This is a genomic window from Arthrobacter sp. B1I2, assembly GCF_030816485.1.
GTDB lineage: Bacteria > Actinomycetota > Actinomycetes > Actinomycetales > Micrococcaceae > Arthrobacter.
Genome location: NZ_JAUSYC010000001.1, coordinates 3,347,550 through 3,365,408 on the forward strand (window position 1 = coordinate 3,347,550; position 17,859 = coordinate 3,365,408).

17 protein-coding genes are annotated in these 17,859 nt (G+C 65.1%); 9 read left to right on the forward strand and 8 right to left on the reverse strand.

Annotated elements, in window-relative coordinates; translation table 11 throughout:
- The first annotated feature begins 61 nt into the window (after positions 1-61).
- The 5 genes from QFZ57_RS15655 (at position 62) to QFZ57_RS15675 (ending at position 5,918) form a co-directional block, all read left to right on the forward strand.
- Positions 62-2,671: an excinuclease ABC subunit UvrA gene (locus QFZ57_RS15655; RefSeq protein WP_306900872.1), complete on the forward strand. Its 2,610-nt coding sequence runs from the start codon at positions 62-64 to the stop codon at positions 2,669-2,671.
- A gap of 50 nt (positions 2,672-2,721) precedes the next feature.
- Positions 2,722-3,585 carry an SDR family oxidoreductase gene (locus QFZ57_RS15660; protein WP_306631254.1) on the forward strand — a complete coding sequence of 288 codons (864 nt, stop codon included), beginning with the start codon at positions 2,722-2,724 and terminating at the stop codon, positions 3,583-3,585.
- A gap of 111 nt (positions 3,586-3,696) precedes the next feature.
- The gene (locus QFZ57_RS15665; RefSeq protein WP_306631255.1) at positions 3,697-3,987 is read left to right on the forward strand and encodes a hypothetical protein; all 291 of its coding nucleotides are present in this window, start codon (positions 3,697-3,699) and stop codon (positions 3,985-3,987) included.
- A 247-nt stretch (positions 3,988-4,234) separates the two neighbouring features.
- Entirely contained in the window at positions 4,235-5,668 is a 1,434-nt protein-coding gene (locus QFZ57_RS15670) for a flotillin family protein (protein WP_306900873.1), read from the forward strand.
- Between the two features lie 7 nt (positions 5,669-5,675).
- On the forward strand, positions 5,676-5,918 hold the full coding sequence (locus QFZ57_RS15675; protein ID WP_306631257.1) for a hypothetical protein: 243 nt from the start codon (positions 5,676-5,678) through the stop codon (positions 5,916-5,918).
- A gap of 26 nt (positions 5,919-5,944) precedes the next feature.
- Here the strand turns inward: QFZ57_RS15675 and QFZ57_RS15680 are convergent, their stop codons facing one another.
- Positions 5,945-6,976: an aldo/keto reductase gene (locus QFZ57_RS15680; protein WP_306900874.1), complete on the reverse strand. Its 1,032-nt coding sequence runs from the start codon at positions 6,974-6,976 to the stop codon at positions 5,945-5,947.
- A 25-nt stretch (positions 6,977-7,001) separates the two neighbouring features.
- Positions 7,002-7,886, reverse strand: a complete 885-nt coding sequence (locus QFZ57_RS15685; protein WP_306901596.1) for an SMP-30/gluconolactonase/LRE family protein — start codon at positions 7,884-7,886, stop codon at positions 7,002-7,004.
- Positions 7,887-7,976: 90 nt separating this feature from the next.
- Here QFZ57_RS15685 and arfB point away from each other — a divergent pair, with 90 nt between their 5' ends.
- On the forward strand, positions 7,977-8,399 hold the full coding sequence (arfB, locus tag QFZ57_RS15690) for an alternative ribosome rescue aminoacyl-tRNA hydrolase ArfB (protein WP_306631259.1): 423 nt from the start codon (positions 7,977-7,979) through the stop codon (positions 8,397-8,399).
- A gap of 127 nt (positions 8,400-8,526) precedes the next feature.
- Positions 8,527-9,684 (forward strand): cytochrome P450, encoded by a 1,158-nt coding sequence (locus QFZ57_RS15695; RefSeq protein ID WP_306900875.1) that lies wholly within the window; start codon positions 8,527-8,529, stop codon positions 9,682-9,684.
- Between the two features lie 27 nt (positions 9,685-9,711).
- Here the strand turns inward: QFZ57_RS15695 and QFZ57_RS15700 are convergent, their stop codons facing one another.
- The 3 genes from QFZ57_RS15700 to QFZ57_RS15710 form a co-directional block, all read right to left on the reverse strand.
- Entirely contained in the window at positions 9,712-10,461 is a 750-nt protein-coding gene (locus QFZ57_RS15700) for a lytic transglycosylase domain-containing protein (RefSeq protein WP_306900876.1), read from the reverse strand.
- A gap of 78 nt (positions 10,462-10,539) precedes the next feature.
- Complete coding sequence (locus QFZ57_RS15705; RefSeq protein ID WP_373461317.1) at positions 10,540-11,565, reverse strand: zinc-dependent alcohol dehydrogenase family protein; 1,026 nt, start codon at positions 11,563-11,565, stop codon at positions 10,540-10,542.
- Positions 11,566-11,614: 49 nt separating this feature from the next.
- Positions 11,615-12,202, reverse strand: a complete 588-nt coding sequence (locus tag QFZ57_RS15710) for a hypothetical protein (RefSeq protein ID WP_306900878.1) — start codon at positions 12,200-12,202, stop codon at positions 11,615-11,617.
- A gap of 807 nt (positions 12,203-13,009) precedes the next feature.
- Here QFZ57_RS15710 and QFZ57_RS15715 point away from each other — a divergent pair.
- Positions 13,010-13,456: a hypothetical protein gene (locus tag QFZ57_RS15715; RefSeq protein WP_306900879.1), complete on the forward strand. Its 447-nt coding sequence runs from the start codon at positions 13,010-13,012 to the stop codon at positions 13,454-13,456.
- An 870-nt stretch (positions 13,457-14,326) separates the two neighbouring features.
- Here the strand turns inward: QFZ57_RS15715 and QFZ57_RS15720 are convergent.
- Positions 14,327-14,902 (reverse strand): hypothetical protein, encoded by a 576-nt coding sequence (locus tag QFZ57_RS15720; RefSeq protein ID WP_306900880.1) that lies wholly within the window; start codon positions 14,900-14,902, stop codon positions 14,327-14,329.
- Entirely contained in the window at positions 14,899-15,159 is a 261-nt protein-coding gene (locus QFZ57_RS15725) for a helix-turn-helix domain-containing protein (RefSeq protein ID WP_306900881.1), read from the reverse strand. Before QFZ57_RS15725 ends, QFZ57_RS15720 begins: the two co-directional genes overlap by 4 nt.
- Before the next feature lie 433 nt (positions 15,160-15,592).
- Here QFZ57_RS15725 and QFZ57_RS15730 point away from each other — a divergent pair, with 433 nt between their 5' ends.
- Complete coding sequence (locus QFZ57_RS15730) at positions 15,593-15,988, forward strand: hypothetical protein (RefSeq protein ID WP_306900882.1); 396 nt, start codon at positions 15,593-15,595, stop codon at positions 15,986-15,988.
- A 74-nt stretch (positions 15,989-16,062) separates the two neighbouring features.
- Here QFZ57_RS15730 and selB read toward each other — a convergent pair whose 3' ends face one another.
- Positions 16,063-17,859 (reverse strand): selenocysteine-specific translation elongation factor, encoded by a 1,797-nt coding sequence (selB, locus tag QFZ57_RS15735; RefSeq protein WP_306900883.1) that lies wholly within the window; start codon positions 17,857-17,859, stop codon positions 16,063-16,065.

A 17,859-nucleotide genomic window follows, 5' to 3' on the forward strand; every position in this document is an offset into this window, starting at 1 on the left:
TTCAGTGTAAATCCGTCCGCGGTGTTCCGACAGGTCCCCGCAAAGTTCCGGCCCGGGACGGATGACTACTACAGTCGAAGCGGTGCATGCCAAACAGAACGCTGAAGAACTGACCGCGTCCAACCTCCGCGTTTTAACCTCGGACGACACCGGGGACGGGTTCGTCCGGGTACGCGGTGCCCGTGAGAACAACCTGCGGAACGTCACTGTGGACGTGCCACGGGACGCGATTGTGGCGTTCACCGGCGTATCAGGCTCGGGCAAGTCGTCGCTGGCCTTCGGCACGATCTACGCTGAGGCGCAGCGCCGGTTTTTCGAATCGGTGGCCCCCTATGCCCGCCGGCTGATCCAGCAGGGCCACAATCCCAAGGTGGAGCAGATCACCGGGCTGCCGCCCGCCGTCGCCCTCCAACAGCGCAGGGGCACGGCTTCCTCCCGGTCCACGGTGGGGACCGTCACCACGCTGTCCAATTCGCTGCGCATGCTGTTCTCCCGTGCCGGCAGCTACCCGGAAGGTGCCCCGCCGCTGGACTCGGATGCCTTCTCCCCCAACACTGCGGCCGGCGCCTGCCCGGAATGCCATGGCCTGGGCACTGCACATACGGTCAGTGAAGCCTCGCTGGTTCCGGACACGTCCCTGAGCATCCGGGACGGCGCGATCGCCGCATGGCCCGGGGCCTGGCAGGGCAAGAACCTGCGGGACATCCTGACCCACCTGGGCTACGACGTTGATGTTCCCTGGCGGCAGTTGCCGCGGAAGCACCGGGATTGGATCCTGTTCACCGAAGAACAGCCGGTGGTTGAGGTAACGCCGCAACGGGACCGTGTGGCCAAGCCGTACAAGGGCCGTTTCTGGAGCGCGAAGAGCTACGTCATGCACACGCTGCTGGATTCCAAGAGCCCTGCCATGCGGGAGAAGGTCCTGCGCTTCATGGAGACCGGGCCATGCCCGCGCTGCGGCGGAACCGGGCTCCGGCCGGAGGCCCTGGCGGTGACCTTCGCCGGGCAAACCATTGCCGGGCTCAGCACGGTGCCCATGACCGAACTGGCAGAGATCATCCGTCCCACCACGGTGCTGGCAACCGCAGCAACGGCGTCGCGCAAGCAGTCCTCAGAATCCAATGAAGTGGCTGTGGCCATCACCCGCGACCTGCTGCAGCGCATCACCGTGCTGTTGGAGCTGGGCCTGGGCTACCTTGCCCTGGGCAGGGCCACGCCAACGCTCTCGCCGGGTGAGATGCAGCGGCTGCGGATTGCCACCCAGCTCCGTTCCGGGCTGTTCGGGGTGATCTACGTGCTGGACGAACCGTCCGCGGGCCTGCACCCTGCGGACGCCGAGCCCCTCCTTGCGGTTTTGGACCAGCTCAAGGCATCGGGAAACTCGGTGTTCGTGGTGGAGCACAACATGGACGTGGTCCGCCGCGCCGACTGGCTCGTTGATGTGGGACCCCGCGCCGGCGAAGACGGCGGGCACGTGCTCTACAGCGGGCCCGTCCAGGGCCTCAACGCGGTGGCAGGGTCCGTGACGCGGCCGTTCCTGTTCCCGGATGGTCCAGCCGCATCAAAGGCCGACGCCGGCGCAGGCGGGCGTGCGCCACGCGAGGCTACGGGATGGCTGGAACTGGGCGGTATCAGCCGCCACAACTTGCGGAACCTGGACGCGTCCTTTCCGCTCGGCGTCCTGACAGCAGTCACGGGAGTGTCAGGCTCGGGCAAGTCCACCCTGGTCAGCGGGGTCCTCGCTGATGTGGCCGGCATCCCGCGGCAGGCCAGTGAGGACAGCCAGCAGTTGCCTGACGAACCGGGCGCGCACGTCGAAGAAGACGGCGTTCAGGGCAGCTTGACACACGTATCCGGGCTGGAGCGGATCGACCGTACGGTCAAGGTGGACCAGAAACCGATCGGCCGCACCCCGCGCTCCAATCTGGCCACCTACACAGGACTGTTTGATGCCGTCCGCCGGGAGTTCGCTGACACCGACGCTGCCAGGAGCCGGGGGTTCGGCCCCGGGCGCTTTTCCTTCAACGTGGCTGGCGGACGGTGTGAGACCTGCCAGGGTGAGGGGTTCGTGGCCGTGGAACTGCTCTTCCTGCCGGGCAGCTACGGTCCGTGCCCGGAATGCAGCGGCTCGCGCTACAACCCCGAAACCCTGGAAGTCACCTACCAGGGCAAAAACATCGCGGAGGTGCTGGGCATGACGGTCAACGCCGCCGCCGGTTTCCTGGCCGGGGTTCCCGCTGCCGCCCGTTCCCTGCAGACACTCCAGGAAGTGGGTCTGGGCTACCTCCGGCTGGGCCAGCCGGCCACCGAGCTTTCCGGGGGCGAGGCGCAGCGGATCAAGCTGGCCACTGAGCTGCAGCGGGCCCGGCGGGGCCACACGCTGTATCTGCTGGACGAGCCCACCACGGGACTGCACCCGGCCGACGTCGAACTCCTGATGGCGCAGCTTAACCGCCTGGTCGATGCCGGAAACACGGTAATCGTGGTGGAACACGCCATGGACGTGGTGGCTGCCGCCGACTGGGTGATGGACCTGGGACCCGCCGGTGGCGACGCCGGCGGCAGGATCGTCGCCGCCGGTGACCCTGCCGTCGTCGCGCGTTCCCGCAGCAGCCGCACCGCACCCTATCTGGCAGCGGCACTCCAGGCGCGCTCCGGGGGCAGGGACTGACAGCGGGCTGCACTCTTGCCGTCGCTCGTGCAGGGGCGTAGGACGGAGGAATGCGTTCCCAACAGGCGGTACCCCCACGCGACGTTCTGCGCGGCCGCGTCGCGGTGGTGACCGGGTCCAGCCGTGGGCTTGGGTTTGCCATGGCACGCGTGCTGGGCCTGCACGGTGCAGTGGTGGTGCTGGCCGCCAGGTCGGACGACGGCGTTGCTGCCGCCGTCGAGCGTCTGCGCTCCCAAGGCATCGCGGTGTCCGGGAGGCGCTGTGACACCGCAGAACCGGCCGACGTGGAGGCGCTCCGGGATGATGCCCTCAACCGGGGGACGCTGGACATTTGGATCAACAATGCCGGCACGTCAGGGGTCTTCGGTCCAACTGCGTCGACTCCCGTGGATGACTTCACGCGCGTGGTGCGCACCAACATACTGGGCACCTTCCACGGGGCGAGGGCTGCCTTGCCGGTATTCCTGGAGCAGGGCCACGGCGACCTGGTGAACCTCTACGGCCAGGGCGACCGCGGGCCCGTGGCACTGCAGAACGCCTATGCTTCAAGCAAGCGGTGGGTCCGCCAGTTCACCGAGACGCTGCGGCTGGAAACCAAAGGCACAGGCGTGCGGGTACACGGCATGAATCCTGGCCTGGTGGAGACCGAACTCCTGGGGCGGGTGACGTCCCAGGCGGGGTACGAGCACCGCCTCGGAGCCCTGCAGGTGGTGGTGGGACTGTGGGGACAGAACGCGGACCAAGCGGCACGGCCCATCATGCATCTTGTGACTTCTGACGCCGCGGAATTCCGGTTCCTGACCAGGACGAGGCTGGTGACGCACGGCCTGCACAACGTGCTGAACGGCCGCTTGCGCCGCACAAAGAGGATGCCCTTGGCGGTCACCTTGGTGGACCCGGACCAACGGCCCTGACCGGTCCCTTCCGACCGCGCCCGTTAAGAAACCGAGACCTGTTCAATGCAGAGTTGTGGCGCGGGGCACACTATGCTCGACAGCACCATCCGGATCGCGGGAAGAGGCACCATGAGCATCGACTTTGAGGTTGGGTCCATCCGCAGCACCGGGGATTCGGCGCTTGCCGCCGCTGCAGACGATGCCATTCCTGCAGCCATGGCCATCGCCATGCAACGCGTCCTGGAACGCCATATGGCCTACAACTGGGTGTGGACCGACGAGATCCGCTGCAGGGGGTGCAACGCCAGCCTGTCGGTCCCGTTCCTTGCCAGCACACGCGCCAACGCCGACCTCGTCTTCGAGGCCCATCGGTCCCGGGAATGGGCGGCGTTGCTGGCTGGGACCGCGGCCGGAAGCTAGGAGCCTGCGGGCGCCAAACCTGGTCCTGTCCGAATGCGCCAGGCGCCCGCGTCGGGCACCCTGTTTTGTTGCCGCAGGCAAATATCGGTCCGGCTCTGGACTCTTGGCCGGGGCACAATCAGACTGTCTACAACAGCTGGCCAGGCACGCCGGAATGGACTGTGCTTTCATGGGTCGGGTAAATGGACGGCTGCACTTATTGGGGCTTTACCGCGATGCCTGTTCGCGGCATTGAAAGGACCTGGTTATGCCGGACTTTGCACCGTTCTTTCCGCTTCTTGCCATTATTTTGGGTGTGGTAGTCGCCATAGGATTTATTTGGGTGGCAACAAAACTGATGTGGAAGGTTGCTGAACCCAACGAGGCGCTGATTATCTCGGGACTGACCCGGGGGACGCTTGAAACCCGGGCAGGCATGGATTTCAAGATAGTCACCGGCAAGGGCGCCCTGGTCCTCCCTGGCCTGCAGACGGTGCGTCCATTGTCACTGACGTTGAACGAAACGGAACTCAAAGTTTCCTGCGTCACGTCACAGGGCATCCAGGTAATCGTGGAGGGCGTTGTCATATACAAGATTGGTGACGCCCCGCCTTTTATTGCCAACGCCGCCCGCCGCTTTTTGGGCCAGCAACCGAAAATGCAGAGCCAGGTATACAACGTTTTTGAAGGCCACCTGCGCTCCATTATCGGCAGCATGACCGTGGAGGAGATTATCCGCGAGCGGGACAAGCTCGGTTCACAGGTCCGCAGCGCCAGCGGTGTGGAGATGGAAAAGCTGGGCCTGGTGGTGGATTCGCTGCAGATCAAGGACCTGCAGGACCCCACCGGCTACATCCAGAACATCGCCAAGCCGCACATCGCCCAGGTGAAGATGGAGGCCCGGATCGCCGAGGCCACCCGCAACCGGGAAGCTGCGGAGAAGGAGGCGGAAGCGGCAGCCCTGATCGCGGACGCGCAGAGCGTTTCAGCGATCAGGCAGTCGGTGGCGCAGGCCAATGCCGAGCGCGCCAGGGCAAATGCCGCCCAGGCGGGCCCGCTGGCCGAGGCGACGGCACGGCAGCAGGTGGTGGTCCAGGAAACCGAAGTTGCCAAGCTCGAGGCTGACCGGGAGGAGCAGAAACTGCAGACAAGCATCCGGAAACCCGCTGATGCGAAGGCCTACGCCAAACGCACAGACGCTGAAGGCCAGAAAGCGGCCGACATCAGCGCCGCAGAGGCGCTGGCGCGCCGCACGGAGCTTGAAGCCCAGGCGAACGCCCGCCGCACAGAACTGCAGGCCCAGGCGAATGCCACCGCCGCGGCCGCCGCGGCCGGAGCAACCAAAGTCACCGGCGAAGCCGAAGCCGCCGCGACCAGGGCCAAAGGTGACGCTGCGGCGTCCGCGATCAAGGCCAAGGCGCTGGCAGAGGCGGACGGCATCAAAGCCCGGGCAGAAGCGCTGGGCACCAACCAGGACGCAGTCATCTCCCAGCAGCTTGCCGAGAACATGCCCGCCATCATCGCCGCAGCGGCCGAGCCCTTTTCCCATGTTGGCAACATGACCGTCCTGAACGGCGGCGAGGGCGTCAATAAGATGCTGGGCGGGATCCTGGCACAGGCAGGTGACTACCTGCCTGTGCTCGCGACAGCGCTCCGGAAGGGTGAAGACAGCAAGCGTCCATCCAAGGCTCCCGGCGCATAGGCCTCCGGTGCGCAAGGACGTGGACCGGAGCCTGACGGGGAAAATCGGCAGGGTGACCGGACGCATCGGCCCGGGCACCATCGGCGAAGTCATGCTGCCCTACCTTGGCGGCACCATGGCCTTCCACGCCCACCCGTTCGACAAGACGAGCGTCTTCCCGGTGGGCGCTGAAGTGCTGGTGATCTACTTCGACCCACCGCAAACGGTATATGTGGACGAACTGCCGGACGTGTTGAAGCACGCGGAGTAGGGCAGGGCGCCGCCCTCCTGGTGGAGCTACCGTCCGCCCTCCATCTTGCGGCTTCGCTGCTCCCGGGCCATCGGCCCGTAGGGATAAACCCCCGCCTCGGGCTGGCTCGCCTGGGTAAGCCGGTCAACGTCGTCGGCACTGAGCTGCAGTTCAGCGGCGGCGAGGTTGTCAGCGAGCTGTTCTGTGGTCCGGGCCCCCAAAATCACCGAGGTCACGGCAGGCCTGTCCGCCAGCCACGCGAGGGCCACCTGGGATGAACTGACGCCATGGGCAGCAGCAATGTCCTCCACAGCATCAATGACCGTCCACGTGCGTGGGTTGTCATTGCGTGCTTTCCAGGCCTCCATGCCGCGTTCCGGGTTTTCCCCGAGGCGCGTTGCACCGGCAGGGCGCTGGTCCCGCTTGTACTTGCCGGACAACCAGCCACCGCCCAGGGGTGACCACGGCAGCAGGCCGATTCCGGCGTCAAGGGCCGCCGGAACGATCTCGAATTCGATGTCGCGGACCAGCAGGCTGTACTGGGGCTGCAGGCTTACGGGCGGGTTCCATCCCTGGTTGCGCGCAACATGGACGGCTTTGGTGAGCTGCCAGCCCAGGAAGTTGGAGAAACCGTAGTAGGCGATTTTGCCGCGGGTCACGGCGTCCTCGAGGAAGCGGAGGGTTTCCTCGAGGGGTGTGACCGGGTCCCACGCATGCATCTGGTAAAGGTCGATCTGCTCCACGCCCAGGCGGCGGAGGGATGCATCCAAGGCGCGGGTCAGGCGCCGCCGGGACGTCCCGACGTCGTTCGGTGCCGTCCCCATGGGAAAGCGTCCCTTCGTGGTGATCACCGCTTTGTCCCCCAGATCCGGCCGCTTGGCCAGCCACCGGCCGATGATTTCCTCGGAGACTCCTGCGCTGTAGACGTCCGCGGTGTCAATAAAGTTGCCGCCCGCTTCGAAGTAGTTGTCCAGGATGGCATGGGACGCTTCCTCCGTGGCTTCTGCACCGAATGTCATGGTGCCCAGCGCGTAGCTGGTGACGACGGTGCCGCTGTGGCCCAGGGTTCTGTACTGCATGCTTTGTCCTCGCGATCAGTTGTGGTTAGACGGAAGGAACGCGGGTGGCCGCGTCCGTGGTGGTGGTGCGGATCCGGTACAGGCTGGTGGTTGCAGTGATGTAGAGGTCCTGGCCGTCGGGACCGCCGAAACACAGGTTCGAAACGGTCTCGGGCACTGCAATGGTGCCCAGAAGTTGGAAGGACGGTGAGTAGATCCGGACCGAGGGGCCGGCCGAGGTCCAGATCCTTCCTTCGACGTCGACCCTTAGTCCGTCCGCCGCATCACCGTCTTCCAACTCGAGCGTGCCTGTCCGGGGGCCGCAGTAGCCGTCGCGCACACTGTAGGTGGCGATCCGCAGCGGGACGCCGTAGCCGGGACCGGCCGTATCCGCGACATAGAGGTCAGACTCGTCAGGCGAGAAGGCCAGCCCGTTGGGGTGCACCAGGTCGGTGACCACCGCCGTCAGCGTTCCGGAGGCCGGCTCGAAGCGGAACACATGACAGCCGCCGTATTCCTGCTCGCCCTCGTGCCCTTCCTTTGTCCCTGGAAGAATTCCGTAGGGCGGGTCCGTGAACCAGATGCTGGTGTCGCGGGCGATCACCACGTCATTGGGCGAATTCAGCCGGTGGCCCTGGAAGGAATCCACCAGGCCCGTCACCGTTCCGTCGCGGTCGCGCTCCACCCGGCGTCGGCCGTGGCTGCACTGCACCACGCTGCCATCGGTGTCGAGGGTGCGGCCGTTGGTGAATTCAACACCCACCGCATATTCCCGGGTGGCCCCCGTGGCGGGGTTGAACTCGAGGATGCGGTTGTTCGGGATGTCGCTCCAGCGGACCGTCTGCGACGACGGCACCCACAGTGGCCCCTCGGCCCACACCGAGCCGGTGTAAAGGCAATCCAAAGAACCAGTCGTCAGCCCATCCGCCATAGCATGCACAGGCAACACGATAGTGGGAAGGACTGGGTCTGGGGCATCCCCGCGCCGCATCAACCCGCTTCAATGTGCGAGGCTGATGCCATGGACCTGTTGGTATCGCCCGCGCTCACGATTCCGTCGGCTGAGCTTGGCTGGCGCTTCTCTCGGTCCTCCGGCCCAGGAGGTCAGCACGTCAACACCTCGGACAGCCGTGTCGAACTCTCGTGGAACGTCGCCGGGTCGCCCACACTGTCCGAAGCCCAACGCCTGGTGCTCCTCACGCGGTTGGACCGCCTCCTCATCGCCGGAGTCATCACTGTGACTGCGGCAGAACGCCGCTCCCAGCTACGAAACCGTCAAATCGCCCTGGCTAAGCTCTCCGTCCTGCTGGCGGAAGCACTGACTCCTGAGGCCGCTGCCCGGCGTCCGACCAAACCCAGCCGCGCCTCAAACCGCCGACGGCTTGCGGCGAAGGAGCGGCGCGCTGTGACGAAGCAGCACCGGCGGCGTCCGGCCGCGGAATAAGGCCAGGACCACCGCCTGCTAATGACCCGGGAGCGGGCTTTCGATACCATCGAAGGTCCACCGGTCAGTCATAAAGGCTTTCGCGCCCGACGTACCCGCCGAGCGCCAGCTGAGCAGGGAGGCCACCATGGACGTCGCTGAAAATCCGCTTGACCCGTTTCCCCACTATGAACGAATGCGGGCAGCGGCCCCCGTCTTCCTTGATGATCAATCCGGGGCCTGGCATGTGTTCCGGTATGACGATGTCCAGCGGGTGCTGTCCGAGCACGCGACGTTCTCGTCGCGCATCGGCGGTGATGATCCATCGGGTTCCGGCCAATTATTTGCCGCCAGCCTGATCACCACCGATCCCCCACGGCACCGGCAGTTACGCTCCCTGGTCACACAGGCGTTCATGCCGAAAGCCGTTGACGCGCTGGCGCCCCGCATCGCCGGACTTACAGACGAGCTTCTGGAGGGGATCGCTGCCCGCCGGAGCGCAGACCTGATCAAGGAATTGGCGTACCCGTTGCCGGTCATAGTGATCTCCGAGCTCATGGGCATCCCCGCCGAGGACCGCGAGCGCTTCAAACAGTGGTCTGACATTATTGTCAGCCAAACGCGAACTGGTCCGACCGGCCGGGAGCACGACGCCACCACGTCAGAGATGATCGAGTACTTCCTGGCCCTGATCGACCAGCGCAGGAGGCGGCCCGGTAAAGACCTGATCAGCACCCTGCTTGCCGCCGAGATCGATGGCCAAAAACTGACGGTTCCTGAACTGCTGGGTTTCTGCAGTCTGCTGCTCGTCGCCGGCAATGAGACCACCACCAATCTGATTGGCAACGCCGTCCTGTGTCTGGCCGAGTCGCCCGTCACTCTCCAGCGTGTCCTTGAGGAGCCCGCCTTGCTTCCGCAGACCCTCGAGGAGGTACTGCGCTTCCGGTCGCCGGTACAGTCCATGTACCGGGTGGCGGTAGCGGAGACAATGCTGGGAGGTGAACGGATCCCCGCCGGTGCACCGATCGTTGCGTGGATCGGCTCCGCCAACCGCGACGAGCAGACGTTCCAGCGGCCGGCTGAGTTCGACGTCGACCGCAGCCCGAACCGGCATCTGGCCTTCGGCCACGGCATTCATTTTTGCCTCGGTGCGCCACTGGCCCGGCTGGAAGCCAGGATCGCACTGGAGGCACTGCTGGCCCGCTTGCCCGGGCTTTCCCTGGCTCCCGGAGCACAACTGGAACGGATGGAAAGCACCATCGTTTACGGGCTGAAGGCACTTCCCGTCACGTGGCAGCCTGCCTGACTGACAGGGACGGCAGGATTCAAGGGGTCACGGGGCCGCGCCGGTTTTCGCGGCGTATTCGATCGCTTGGGCCCGTACCTGGCGAATATAGGCATCGGACTGGTTGTAGGAGTAAATAGCGTCCGTCCACCCCTGCGCGGTTGTGAGGTTACGGCCGTGGGAGCACAGGTAAGTGGCCGCGCTGAGTGCCGCGTCGTCAATGTTGAAGGGATCGGCTGTGCCGTCGCCGTTCCCGTCCCGCCCCACAAGCCGCCAGGTGGAGGGAATGAACTGCATGGGTCCGACGGCGTGGTCCCAACTGGCGTCGTCGTCCAGAACACCGTCGTCCGTGTCAGCGATGGCGGCGAACCCCCTGCCGTTGAGGCTGGGTCCCACGATTGGACCGCTCGCCTGCCCGGCGTCGTTGAGACTGCCGCCGCCATACGTTCCGTGGCCTGATTCGATGAAGCCGACGGCGGCCAGGGTGTTCCAGCCGATGCCGCAGTTGGGCGTGGAATTGGCGGCGGCAGCGGCCGCAGCAACGTAGGCCCGCAGTGCCCGGGCAGGGACACCGGTCTGCGCGGAAGCCCGCAACAGCTGGGCATCCGGGCTCCGTGTTACGTTCACGGCGGTATCGACGCCGGCAGGCCGGGTTTCAAATGCTGCCCCCGCTTGCGGGGGCGCAGAGAGGGCCACCCGGGCGTCCGCGCCGGCCTGCCGGATGATCCAGAACGAGAACGCGGTGCTTATGCAGACCACGAACAGGCTGAAGACCACAAAACGCTTTACACGGAGCACTGACTAATCAAACCACCAAGCTCAGTGACCGGGTGGCCCATCGCCAGGCCTCACGGCGTTCTGCCGGCGGCGGAAGCGTCATCGCGTCGGATCGATCATCGTCATGCCCGCGACGTTCGCCGTGTCGAAGCGTGGCAGCAATTCAGCGGCCTCGCTGAGCCCGATGATTCGCTCGATAAGCTTCTGTGGGTTGAGTGCCCCCGATTCGATCAGGGCAAGCATCCCGGGATAGTCCGCCGCGGCCATTCCGTGGCTGCCGAACATTTCCAGTTCCCACGCGATCACTCGGGCCATGGGCACGCGCGGGTGGCCGTCGACCGGCGGGAGGAGTCCGATCTGGACGTGCCGGCCGTGGCGGCGAAGGCTGAGGAGCGCGTTGGCGCATGTCTGTTCGCTGCCGACGGCGTCGATGGAGACATGACTGCCTCCGGTCAGGGCGTGTACCTGCGCGGGAATGTCTGAGCCGTCCACGGCCAGGACGTGATCGGCGCCAAGGGAAGCGGCCGCATCGAGGGCGTCTGTATTCCGGTCGACAGCGATGACTTTTCCGCCCAATGCCTTCGCAATCATGACGGCGCTGAGGCCCACGCCACCTGCCCCCACGACAGTGGCCCATTCATTGGGGGCGAGGCGTGCCCGGGCGGTAAGCGCCCGGTAAGCCGTTGCGAAACGGCAGCCCAGGCCTGCCGCTGCCTCGAAGCTTACTTTTTCGGGGATTGCGACGAGATTGGTGTCTGCGGCGTGGATCACGACCTGCTCGGCGAAGGAGCCCCAGTGGGTGAAGCCTGGCTGTTGCTGTTCGGGACACACCTGCGCATTGCCCGCGCTGCACCACTCGCAGGCTCCGCAGCCCTCGACAAAGGGCGCTGTCACCCGGTCGCCGACCGCCCACTTCGTTACCCCCGGACCGACCATGGCGACGACACCGGCGAACTCGTGGCCCGGGACATGCGGCAGCATGATGTCGTCGTGACCGGCCCACGCGTGCCAGTCACTCCGGCACAGGCCGGTAGCGGCAACGGTGATGAGTGCACCACCTGCAGGCACATCAGGCACAGCGACGTCCCGCACACTAAGCGGTCCCGCTGTCCGGTCCATGATCATTGCCCGCACCATGTCCTCCTTTTACCGGGTTGGTCCTGCTGATACATGTTTACAGGACGTTGAGTGCAATGATCAGGCCGAGGACGACGGCCGCCACGACGCCCAGCATCACGTAGAGCCCCGCCTTCATGGAACTCTTTTGGACGGGAGCGCCGGTCTCCGGAAGGACCTCCTGCCAGGCTTTTATCGCTTCCAGGCCCTGGTAGTAAGAAAACATCATTGCGGCACTGCCGGCCACTCCTGCAACTGCTCCCATTCCGCCGGCCCCGCTCATGGCCGCGCCGGCGGATCCGGCGCGGCTGAGGTCGGTATGGTCAGTGTGGCTGCCGGGGGCGGCTTCCAACTCTGCCCGCTGCCATGCTGACGGGCTTGGCGATAATGAAGCGCCGACGCCCACGATGTCGTACTTTCGGCCTTGGGCTGTGATGAGCATGGTCCCCATGCTGGTGAACCGGAATGAGGCCTGGTGTGCAGGCAGGGAAAATACAGTCAGGCCGGCGGCGTCCTGCATGCTGAATTTTCCGGCGGAGTCCATGCCGATGATGACGGGTACTGTCCTGGCTCCGTTGATCATGCTCTTCCGCCAGTAAAGCAAGGATTTCATCGGCTTGGCGGAGGCCTTCGATTTCATCGTCATCCCCACAGCCTAGGCGCCGCCACTCCTTTTGCCCTCAAGTGTCACGGGCAGATCTCCCCCGGCCTTGAAAGTCCCGATGCCCCTACGGGCATAGAGGCTCCGGCGCTTGCCTATCAGGGCTACCGGGAAAACCGGTGAACCACCGGCCGGCATCACCGGCGTCGCCCCTACCCGCTTCAAACCATCCCCTGGCCGCAGCACCCAGCAGCCCTGCCTTGATCAGGCCTTACGAAACCTGCGGGCGATGCTCCGCTGCGAGCGCGGCAAGGTCGCGGATCAACCGCTGCACCTCATGTTCCCGACTCCTGGAGGGGGAAGCTTGCTGTACTGCGCTGGGTCTTGCCAGAGGTTTCTTGGGTGCTGCGGGAACAGGAGGTCCCTCGCCGCGCGGGGCTGCTGTACGTGCGTTCTCGGCTACAGCCGGAATACCTGTGCTCATGTGCCCCCCTAGGTGGTCATTTGCGGGATGTCCCCTTGTGGTGCCGGTAAGGGAACTCTAGGAAGCCCCGGGAGCAAGCGGAAGGAACTTTTTCGCTCACGGCCACTTATTGTTCCAATCTTGAGCCTGGCTCCAATCGGTAGCGGCCATAGCAGCACAGCAAATCAGTAGAGCGACGCCGTCGACCCAGGACTACATCCTGAAACTATCCCGGCTTTTGACCGGCATGGCTGTTGTTTTGCACTTGGGACTTGTCCACCATGGGAAGGGTGGGAAGGACGGGCAGGTGCCATCGGCACGTGTGGGCTCTGTGCATGCTGCTCTCTTCAGGAGGATCGGCAGGGTGCTCGTATGAATACCCCGAGCCCGTGAATACACCAGCCTTTGACCCGGCCCCGTTATCAGAATCCCCGCAGGCATACGTTGATCCGCTGGTCCTGGAGCGAGAGGTCAAGAACTACGCTGAGCTGGACCGGATCCTTCGGGCAGTGCCGGGACCTGTCCTCCTTTTTGAGGAGGGACCGCTGGACGGCCCAGTTAGAGGCTTTGGCACCGCCGAGAAGGTGCCTGCGGCGGGGCGGTACTCTGTCACCGCAGCCTGTGTTGGTGCTTCCGGCGCGACGGTCTCCGTTGGGCAGGAGCATCCCGGTGCCCCCTTTCAGCCCACCGCTCTTTCCCTGGACTGCGCCGGGACCAGTTCGCAGGTGATTGACCTTGAAAAGGGGTACGTGTTCGCGCATTTGGTGCTGCCCGGCCCGGGCGATACTCCGTGGACGGGCGCGGTGGGAGGTGTGCGTGTGACCGGAACCGGTTGAGCGGCCGGTACCCCGCACATTTCCCCCTTATAGAGCGTGGCCGTCATTTCGATGCGGTGGCAGCACAGACAACTGTTCCAAGTGGGCGACCGGTGCCGCTCAATAACATGCACAAACCCGACGACTGCGCTCCCGCGCGTTCTTCGGCTACCAGCATGTAACCAGGAGCCGCCGCCCTCGTTGCGCCGGAAGGGGCGTGCATAGATAACCCCGCCCAAGGCAGCGCCGATGATGGCCGCAATCAGATAGATAACAACACCCGCTCGCCTAACCTCGCGGCAATGACTATTTGGGGGTAGGTAACGCATGAGCCTCAGTCCGGCTTGCTTTTGGTGTCCTGGGCATCCTGTACGGCATCGCCACGTTCCTGGTGGCGCCGGTTTTGCAGTGTACGCGCGATTCCCGAAGCCGGAGAGGACTTCTACACGCGGCTGACGCACGGCCGACGCCAGCCGTTGCACCCCTGGACACTTCCTGCCAGCCGGCGTTAACTTCGAGACGGACGCAGGAGTTCCAGGAAAGAAGGGCAGCACCATGACAGGTCCTGCTACAGGGAACCAGGTGCGCGCGGCCGTAGACCGAGCCACCGACGAAATGATCTACATCGGTCCGGACCATCCCTATTATCCCTTGCTGGCTGACCTGGTGTCTGCAGTCGGGAAGGCCTGGCAGCAGGGGTTTGAGCAGGGCCGGGATGGTAGCCACGGGCCAAACCCCTATACGTGGGCCCGGCGTGACGAATAGTAGTTGCAGCCGGATGGCGGCCCAAAGCAGGGGACATTGCTTGGTCTTCAAAGCCGAGCAGGACCCAGGCGGTGGTTTCTGTTCTAGGCCTGCTGGCTTCTGACATCGCCATCATGCACCCGATTCCTACTCATCAACTTTGAGCGATGTGGCTCCGCAGATCAGCGTCAGCCCGTCGTCGGTGGCCAGCCGGCAGCCCTGGTCTTTCACCCGCGGCCATCCTGCGATCTCCGGGGCGTCACGGGTCCGCTTGTAGTGAAACTCGTCGTGCCCGGTGTAGATGACGACACTGTCTCCGTCGAAACCATCCTGGGTAATAAGCACTGATTGTCCGTCAGTGGCCACGATCTTCACGTCGTCGCCGAGGCCGACAGCTCCTATCAAGGCGAAGGTGAGGGTGATGGCCAAGTAAGGCAGGGCCGCCGCGACCGCCACACCAGTGGTCCAACCGACGGTAATCCTCAACGCCTTCCGGGTAATGCGGCGGATCAGCGCCGGAATCAGGAACACCAGGCCCACGGCCCCGATGAAGGACGCCAGGAACATCAGCCCATAAACCAGGTTGGAAGCCCGGACACCGACGTAGAGGAGCAGGCCCTGCCTGGAAGCCTCGCGGTCCGCTGAGTCAACTGCCAAGTAACATACTGCGACGACGGCGGCAGCGGCCAGAAGAGGCACGCCCCAGATCTCGCGGCGCCTCATGCGGGACCACCGTTGCTGCCGGACGCGTCTGGCCGAACGTACTCGACTGTCAGCAGATCACCGACCCGGCAACCGAGCACTTCGCAGATCGCCGTCAGGGTGGAGAACCGGATTGCCTTCGCGCGGTCGTTCTTCAGTACCGACAGGTTTACCAGGCTGATTCCCACGCGTTTGCTTAGCTCTGTCAGGGTCATGCCGCGCTCCGCCAGCAACTCATCCAAATGGCAGTGGATGTTCAATAGCCCACCAACCGGCATCAGACCAGCCCCTCGGTGTCTCTGTGTAGCCTTCGGCCGTACTCGAAGACTCCCGCGACCAGAAGCAGGGCAAGGCCAAGCATGAACGGAGCAAGATTGAATTCCGCCGGGAAGACCGGCGACTCCCCCCGGCGTCCGGGCCTGGCGTCGCTTTGGCTGCGCTTAAGTGCCATTAGTCCCCTAATTATCGAAAGCCGTTAACAACGACTTTCGATAAGCTAATGGTTCCGCAGCCAGCAGTCAATGGCTACCCTGAGCGATGGGATCTCATTTGCCGTCCGGGGGAACAGCGTCGCACCACCCTGGTCTTCGTATGGGTAGATCCATGCCCAGGAGTCGGAGGTGCAATGGGGGTCGATGGACCCTAGGTCAGTCCATGGGGGGATGCAAGGCTGAAATCACCGATCATCCCATCGCCTGGAAGGTTTGACCCATGTTCACTCTTCGCACCCTTGGGGGGATCGCCCTGCTGATGGCCGGAAGCAGCTGGCTCTGGCTCACTCCCACCTTTGCGACCCGCGGGCTTGATACCTCATCGGTTTGGTGGGCTATCACTATGGTCCTCTCCCTGGTAACCATCCTTGGTTTCTGCGTCGCGACCTGGGGGTTGTTCGCTCGCTGGAGCTGGTGGGAATACGCTGCACTCGCCTCCGCAGCCCTGGGACTTGTGGCCCTCCTGCCGTACTGGTTTGCCGCGGTAGGTTCCGGCGAGACAGTCGGTACGGCGACATGGAATGCATTTGTCCACGTCATGATGGTCGCCCTCGTGGCGGTGCTGCTGCTCGTGCCGCCGCTTGAACGGTGGGTCGACCAGCAGGTAATGGGCTAAGGAGGAGCCGCGCGAGGTGACAGGTCCCAAGGGTTATTGCGGGCTGCGGGCACCCTTCGACCCGCACTCAAGGGTCAACGCACCACCATACGGTGACCGGCATCCAGGCGCTGGGTCCAGCCGCGCGAATCCAGGTGTTCCAGCAGCGGAACCGCAACCCGGCGTGTTGTGCCAAGTGCCTGACGTGCCTGGCTTGTGGTGAAGGGCTGCTCCAGGCCGGCGAGGGTGCGCATCGCCAGGGCCGGCGCCGAAGGCAGCAGCACCACCCCGTCACGCAACCGCAGCAAGCGCCCCGTGCGTTCGGCGGCAGCCAGCTCCCGCGCGCCCAAGCCCAACGCCGCCAGCTCGTCGGATTCCGGGGCATGGAATGCCTGGGCGCCCAGCCTCCGCTCCAACTCCGCAATTGCCGGCTCGACGGCACCAAGGTTGCCCCGGCTGCCGGGCAACCGGAAGTGGCCGCCATCCTGTTCCACGGCTGCCCCGCGGACGACGTGGGACAGCAACCTCTCGTCAGGCAGTTTCAGGAGACCCCGGGCGGCCCCCATGGAAAGGCCCGGGGCCAAAGGATCTCGCTTCTGCAGTGCCTGGACTGCACTGCGCAGCTGATGCTGCCATGCCTCAAGGACAGGAGCGTGCACCCACCAATCATCGAGGACCTGTACGCCGGAGGGCGCCTCCGCGTCGTGCCCGGACAGCAGCCCGAGCCGGCGGAGATGTTCCACCTGTACCGCCCCGCGGGCTGCTACTTCAGCGAGGACGTCTCCTGAGGGGTCCATACCGGCAAGCCGCTCGGCCCAGTGGGCGCCGTCGCCGCGCCGCCGCAAAGCAGGTGGATCGGCGTCGAGGATGCGTGCCCCGCCCAGCACGGAGCGGCTCCCGGGGTCACGGAGCACCAGCCGGTCTCCCAGGACGAGCGGCAGGTGCCTGTCGAGGACGAGCCGGGCGTGGTCAGCACCGAAGGGACGCAGCCGGGCCGGTACCGACGCAGTGCCAACATGCACCATGAGCTGCTCCGGCACCTCCGTATAGGCCACACCGGTCGTCCGTTGGATGCCCAGGACGCCGGTGGTGGGCCACGCATCGGGAGTAAGCAGCGCATCCCCGCGCCGGATGTCCGTGGCGGAAACGTCACGCAGGTTCAAGGCCACACGGTTGACCGGCCCCACCGAGGTGTACGAGGTGTCGCGGCTTTGCAGGCCACGGACGACGACGGACCGGGAACCAAAGTGACCAAGCAAGGTAAGCCGGTCCCCCTGGATGATCGTTCCTGCTGCCAGCGTTCCGGTCACCACCGTGCCGGAACCGGTGATCGTGAACGAGCGGTCCACCCACAACCGGACCCGCCCATCGGTGGCGGGATGAGGCACGCTGGCCAGGACGCCGTCGAGCGCTGCACGCAGGTCAGCCAGGCCAGTGCCGTCGATGGCGGACACGGCGACTGCCGGGGCGTCCCTGAGGCCAGTCCCGGCCAACTCCACGCGGGTCCGTGCCAGTACGTCCGCCACCCGCTGGCTGGACGCCCGGTCCGCGCGGCTGAGGACCACCACACCGTGTTCAATGCCCAGCGCCGCCACGGCGTCCCGGTGGTCGCTCGACTGCGCCTGCCAGCCTTCGTCCGCCGCGACGACGAAACAGACCACCGGCGCCGGGCCGATTCCAGCAAGCATGTTGCCCAGGAAGCGCTCGTGGCCCGGTACGTCGACAAACGCAACGTCCTGTCCGGACGGCAACGTGGTCCACGCATAACCCAGGTCAATTGTCAGCCCACGGCGCCGTTCTTCCTCCCACCGGTCCGGCTCCATGCCGGTCAGGGCACGGACGAGGGTGCTCTTGCCGGAATCAACATGTCCGGCGGTGGCAATGACGTGCAC

Excerpts from the sequence above, each read along its gene's own strand:
- QFZ57_RS15655 (WP_306900872.1), top strand. The coding sequence starts at position 62 with ATGACTACTACAGTCGAAGCGGTGCATGCCAAACAGAACGCTGAAGAA.
- QFZ57_RS15660 (WP_306631254.1), top strand. The coding sequence starts at position 2,722 with ATGCGTTCCCAACAGGCGGTACCCCCACGCGACGTTCTGCGCGGCCGC.
- QFZ57_RS15665 (WP_306631255.1), top strand. The coding sequence starts at position 3,697 with ATGAGCATCGACTTTGAGGTTGGGTCCATCCGCAGCACCGGGGATTCG.
- QFZ57_RS15670 (WP_306900873.1), top strand. The coding sequence starts at position 4,235 with ATGCCGGACTTTGCACCGTTCTTTCCGCTTCTTGCCATTATTTTGGGT.
- QFZ57_RS15680 (WP_306900874.1), bottom strand. The coding sequence starts at position 6,976 with ATGCAGTACAGAACCCTGGGCCACAGCGGCACCGTCGTCACCAGCTAC.
- QFZ57_RS15685 (WP_306901596.1), bottom strand. The coding sequence starts at position 7,886 with ATGGCGGATGGGCTGACGACTGGTTCTTTGGATTGCCTTTACACCGGC.
- arfB (WP_306631259.1), top strand. The coding sequence starts at position 7,977 with ATGGACCTGTTGGTATCGCCCGCGCTCACGATTCCGTCGGCTGAGCTT.
- QFZ57_RS15695 (WP_306900875.1), top strand. The coding sequence starts at position 8,527 with ATGGACGTCGCTGAAAATCCGCTTGACCCGTTTCCCCACTATGAACGA.
- QFZ57_RS15705 (WP_373461317.1), bottom strand. The coding sequence starts at position 11,565 with ATGATCATGGACCGGACAGCGGGACCGCTTAGTGTGCGGGACGTCGCT.
- QFZ57_RS15710 (WP_306900878.1), bottom strand. The coding sequence starts at position 12,202 with ATGACGATGAAATCGAAGGCCTCCGCCAAGCCGATGAAATCCTTGCTT.
- QFZ57_RS15720 (WP_306900880.1), bottom strand. The coding sequence starts at position 14,902 with ATGAGGCGCCGCGAGATCTGGGGCGTGCCTCTTCTGGCCGCTGCCGCC.
- QFZ57_RS15725 (WP_306900881.1), bottom strand. The coding sequence starts at position 15,159 with ATGCCGGTTGGTGGGCTATTGAACATCCACTGCCATTTGGATGAGTTG.
- QFZ57_RS15730 (WP_306900882.1), top strand. The coding sequence starts at position 15,593 with ATGTTCACTCTTCGCACCCTTGGGGGGATCGCCCTGCTGATGGCCGGA.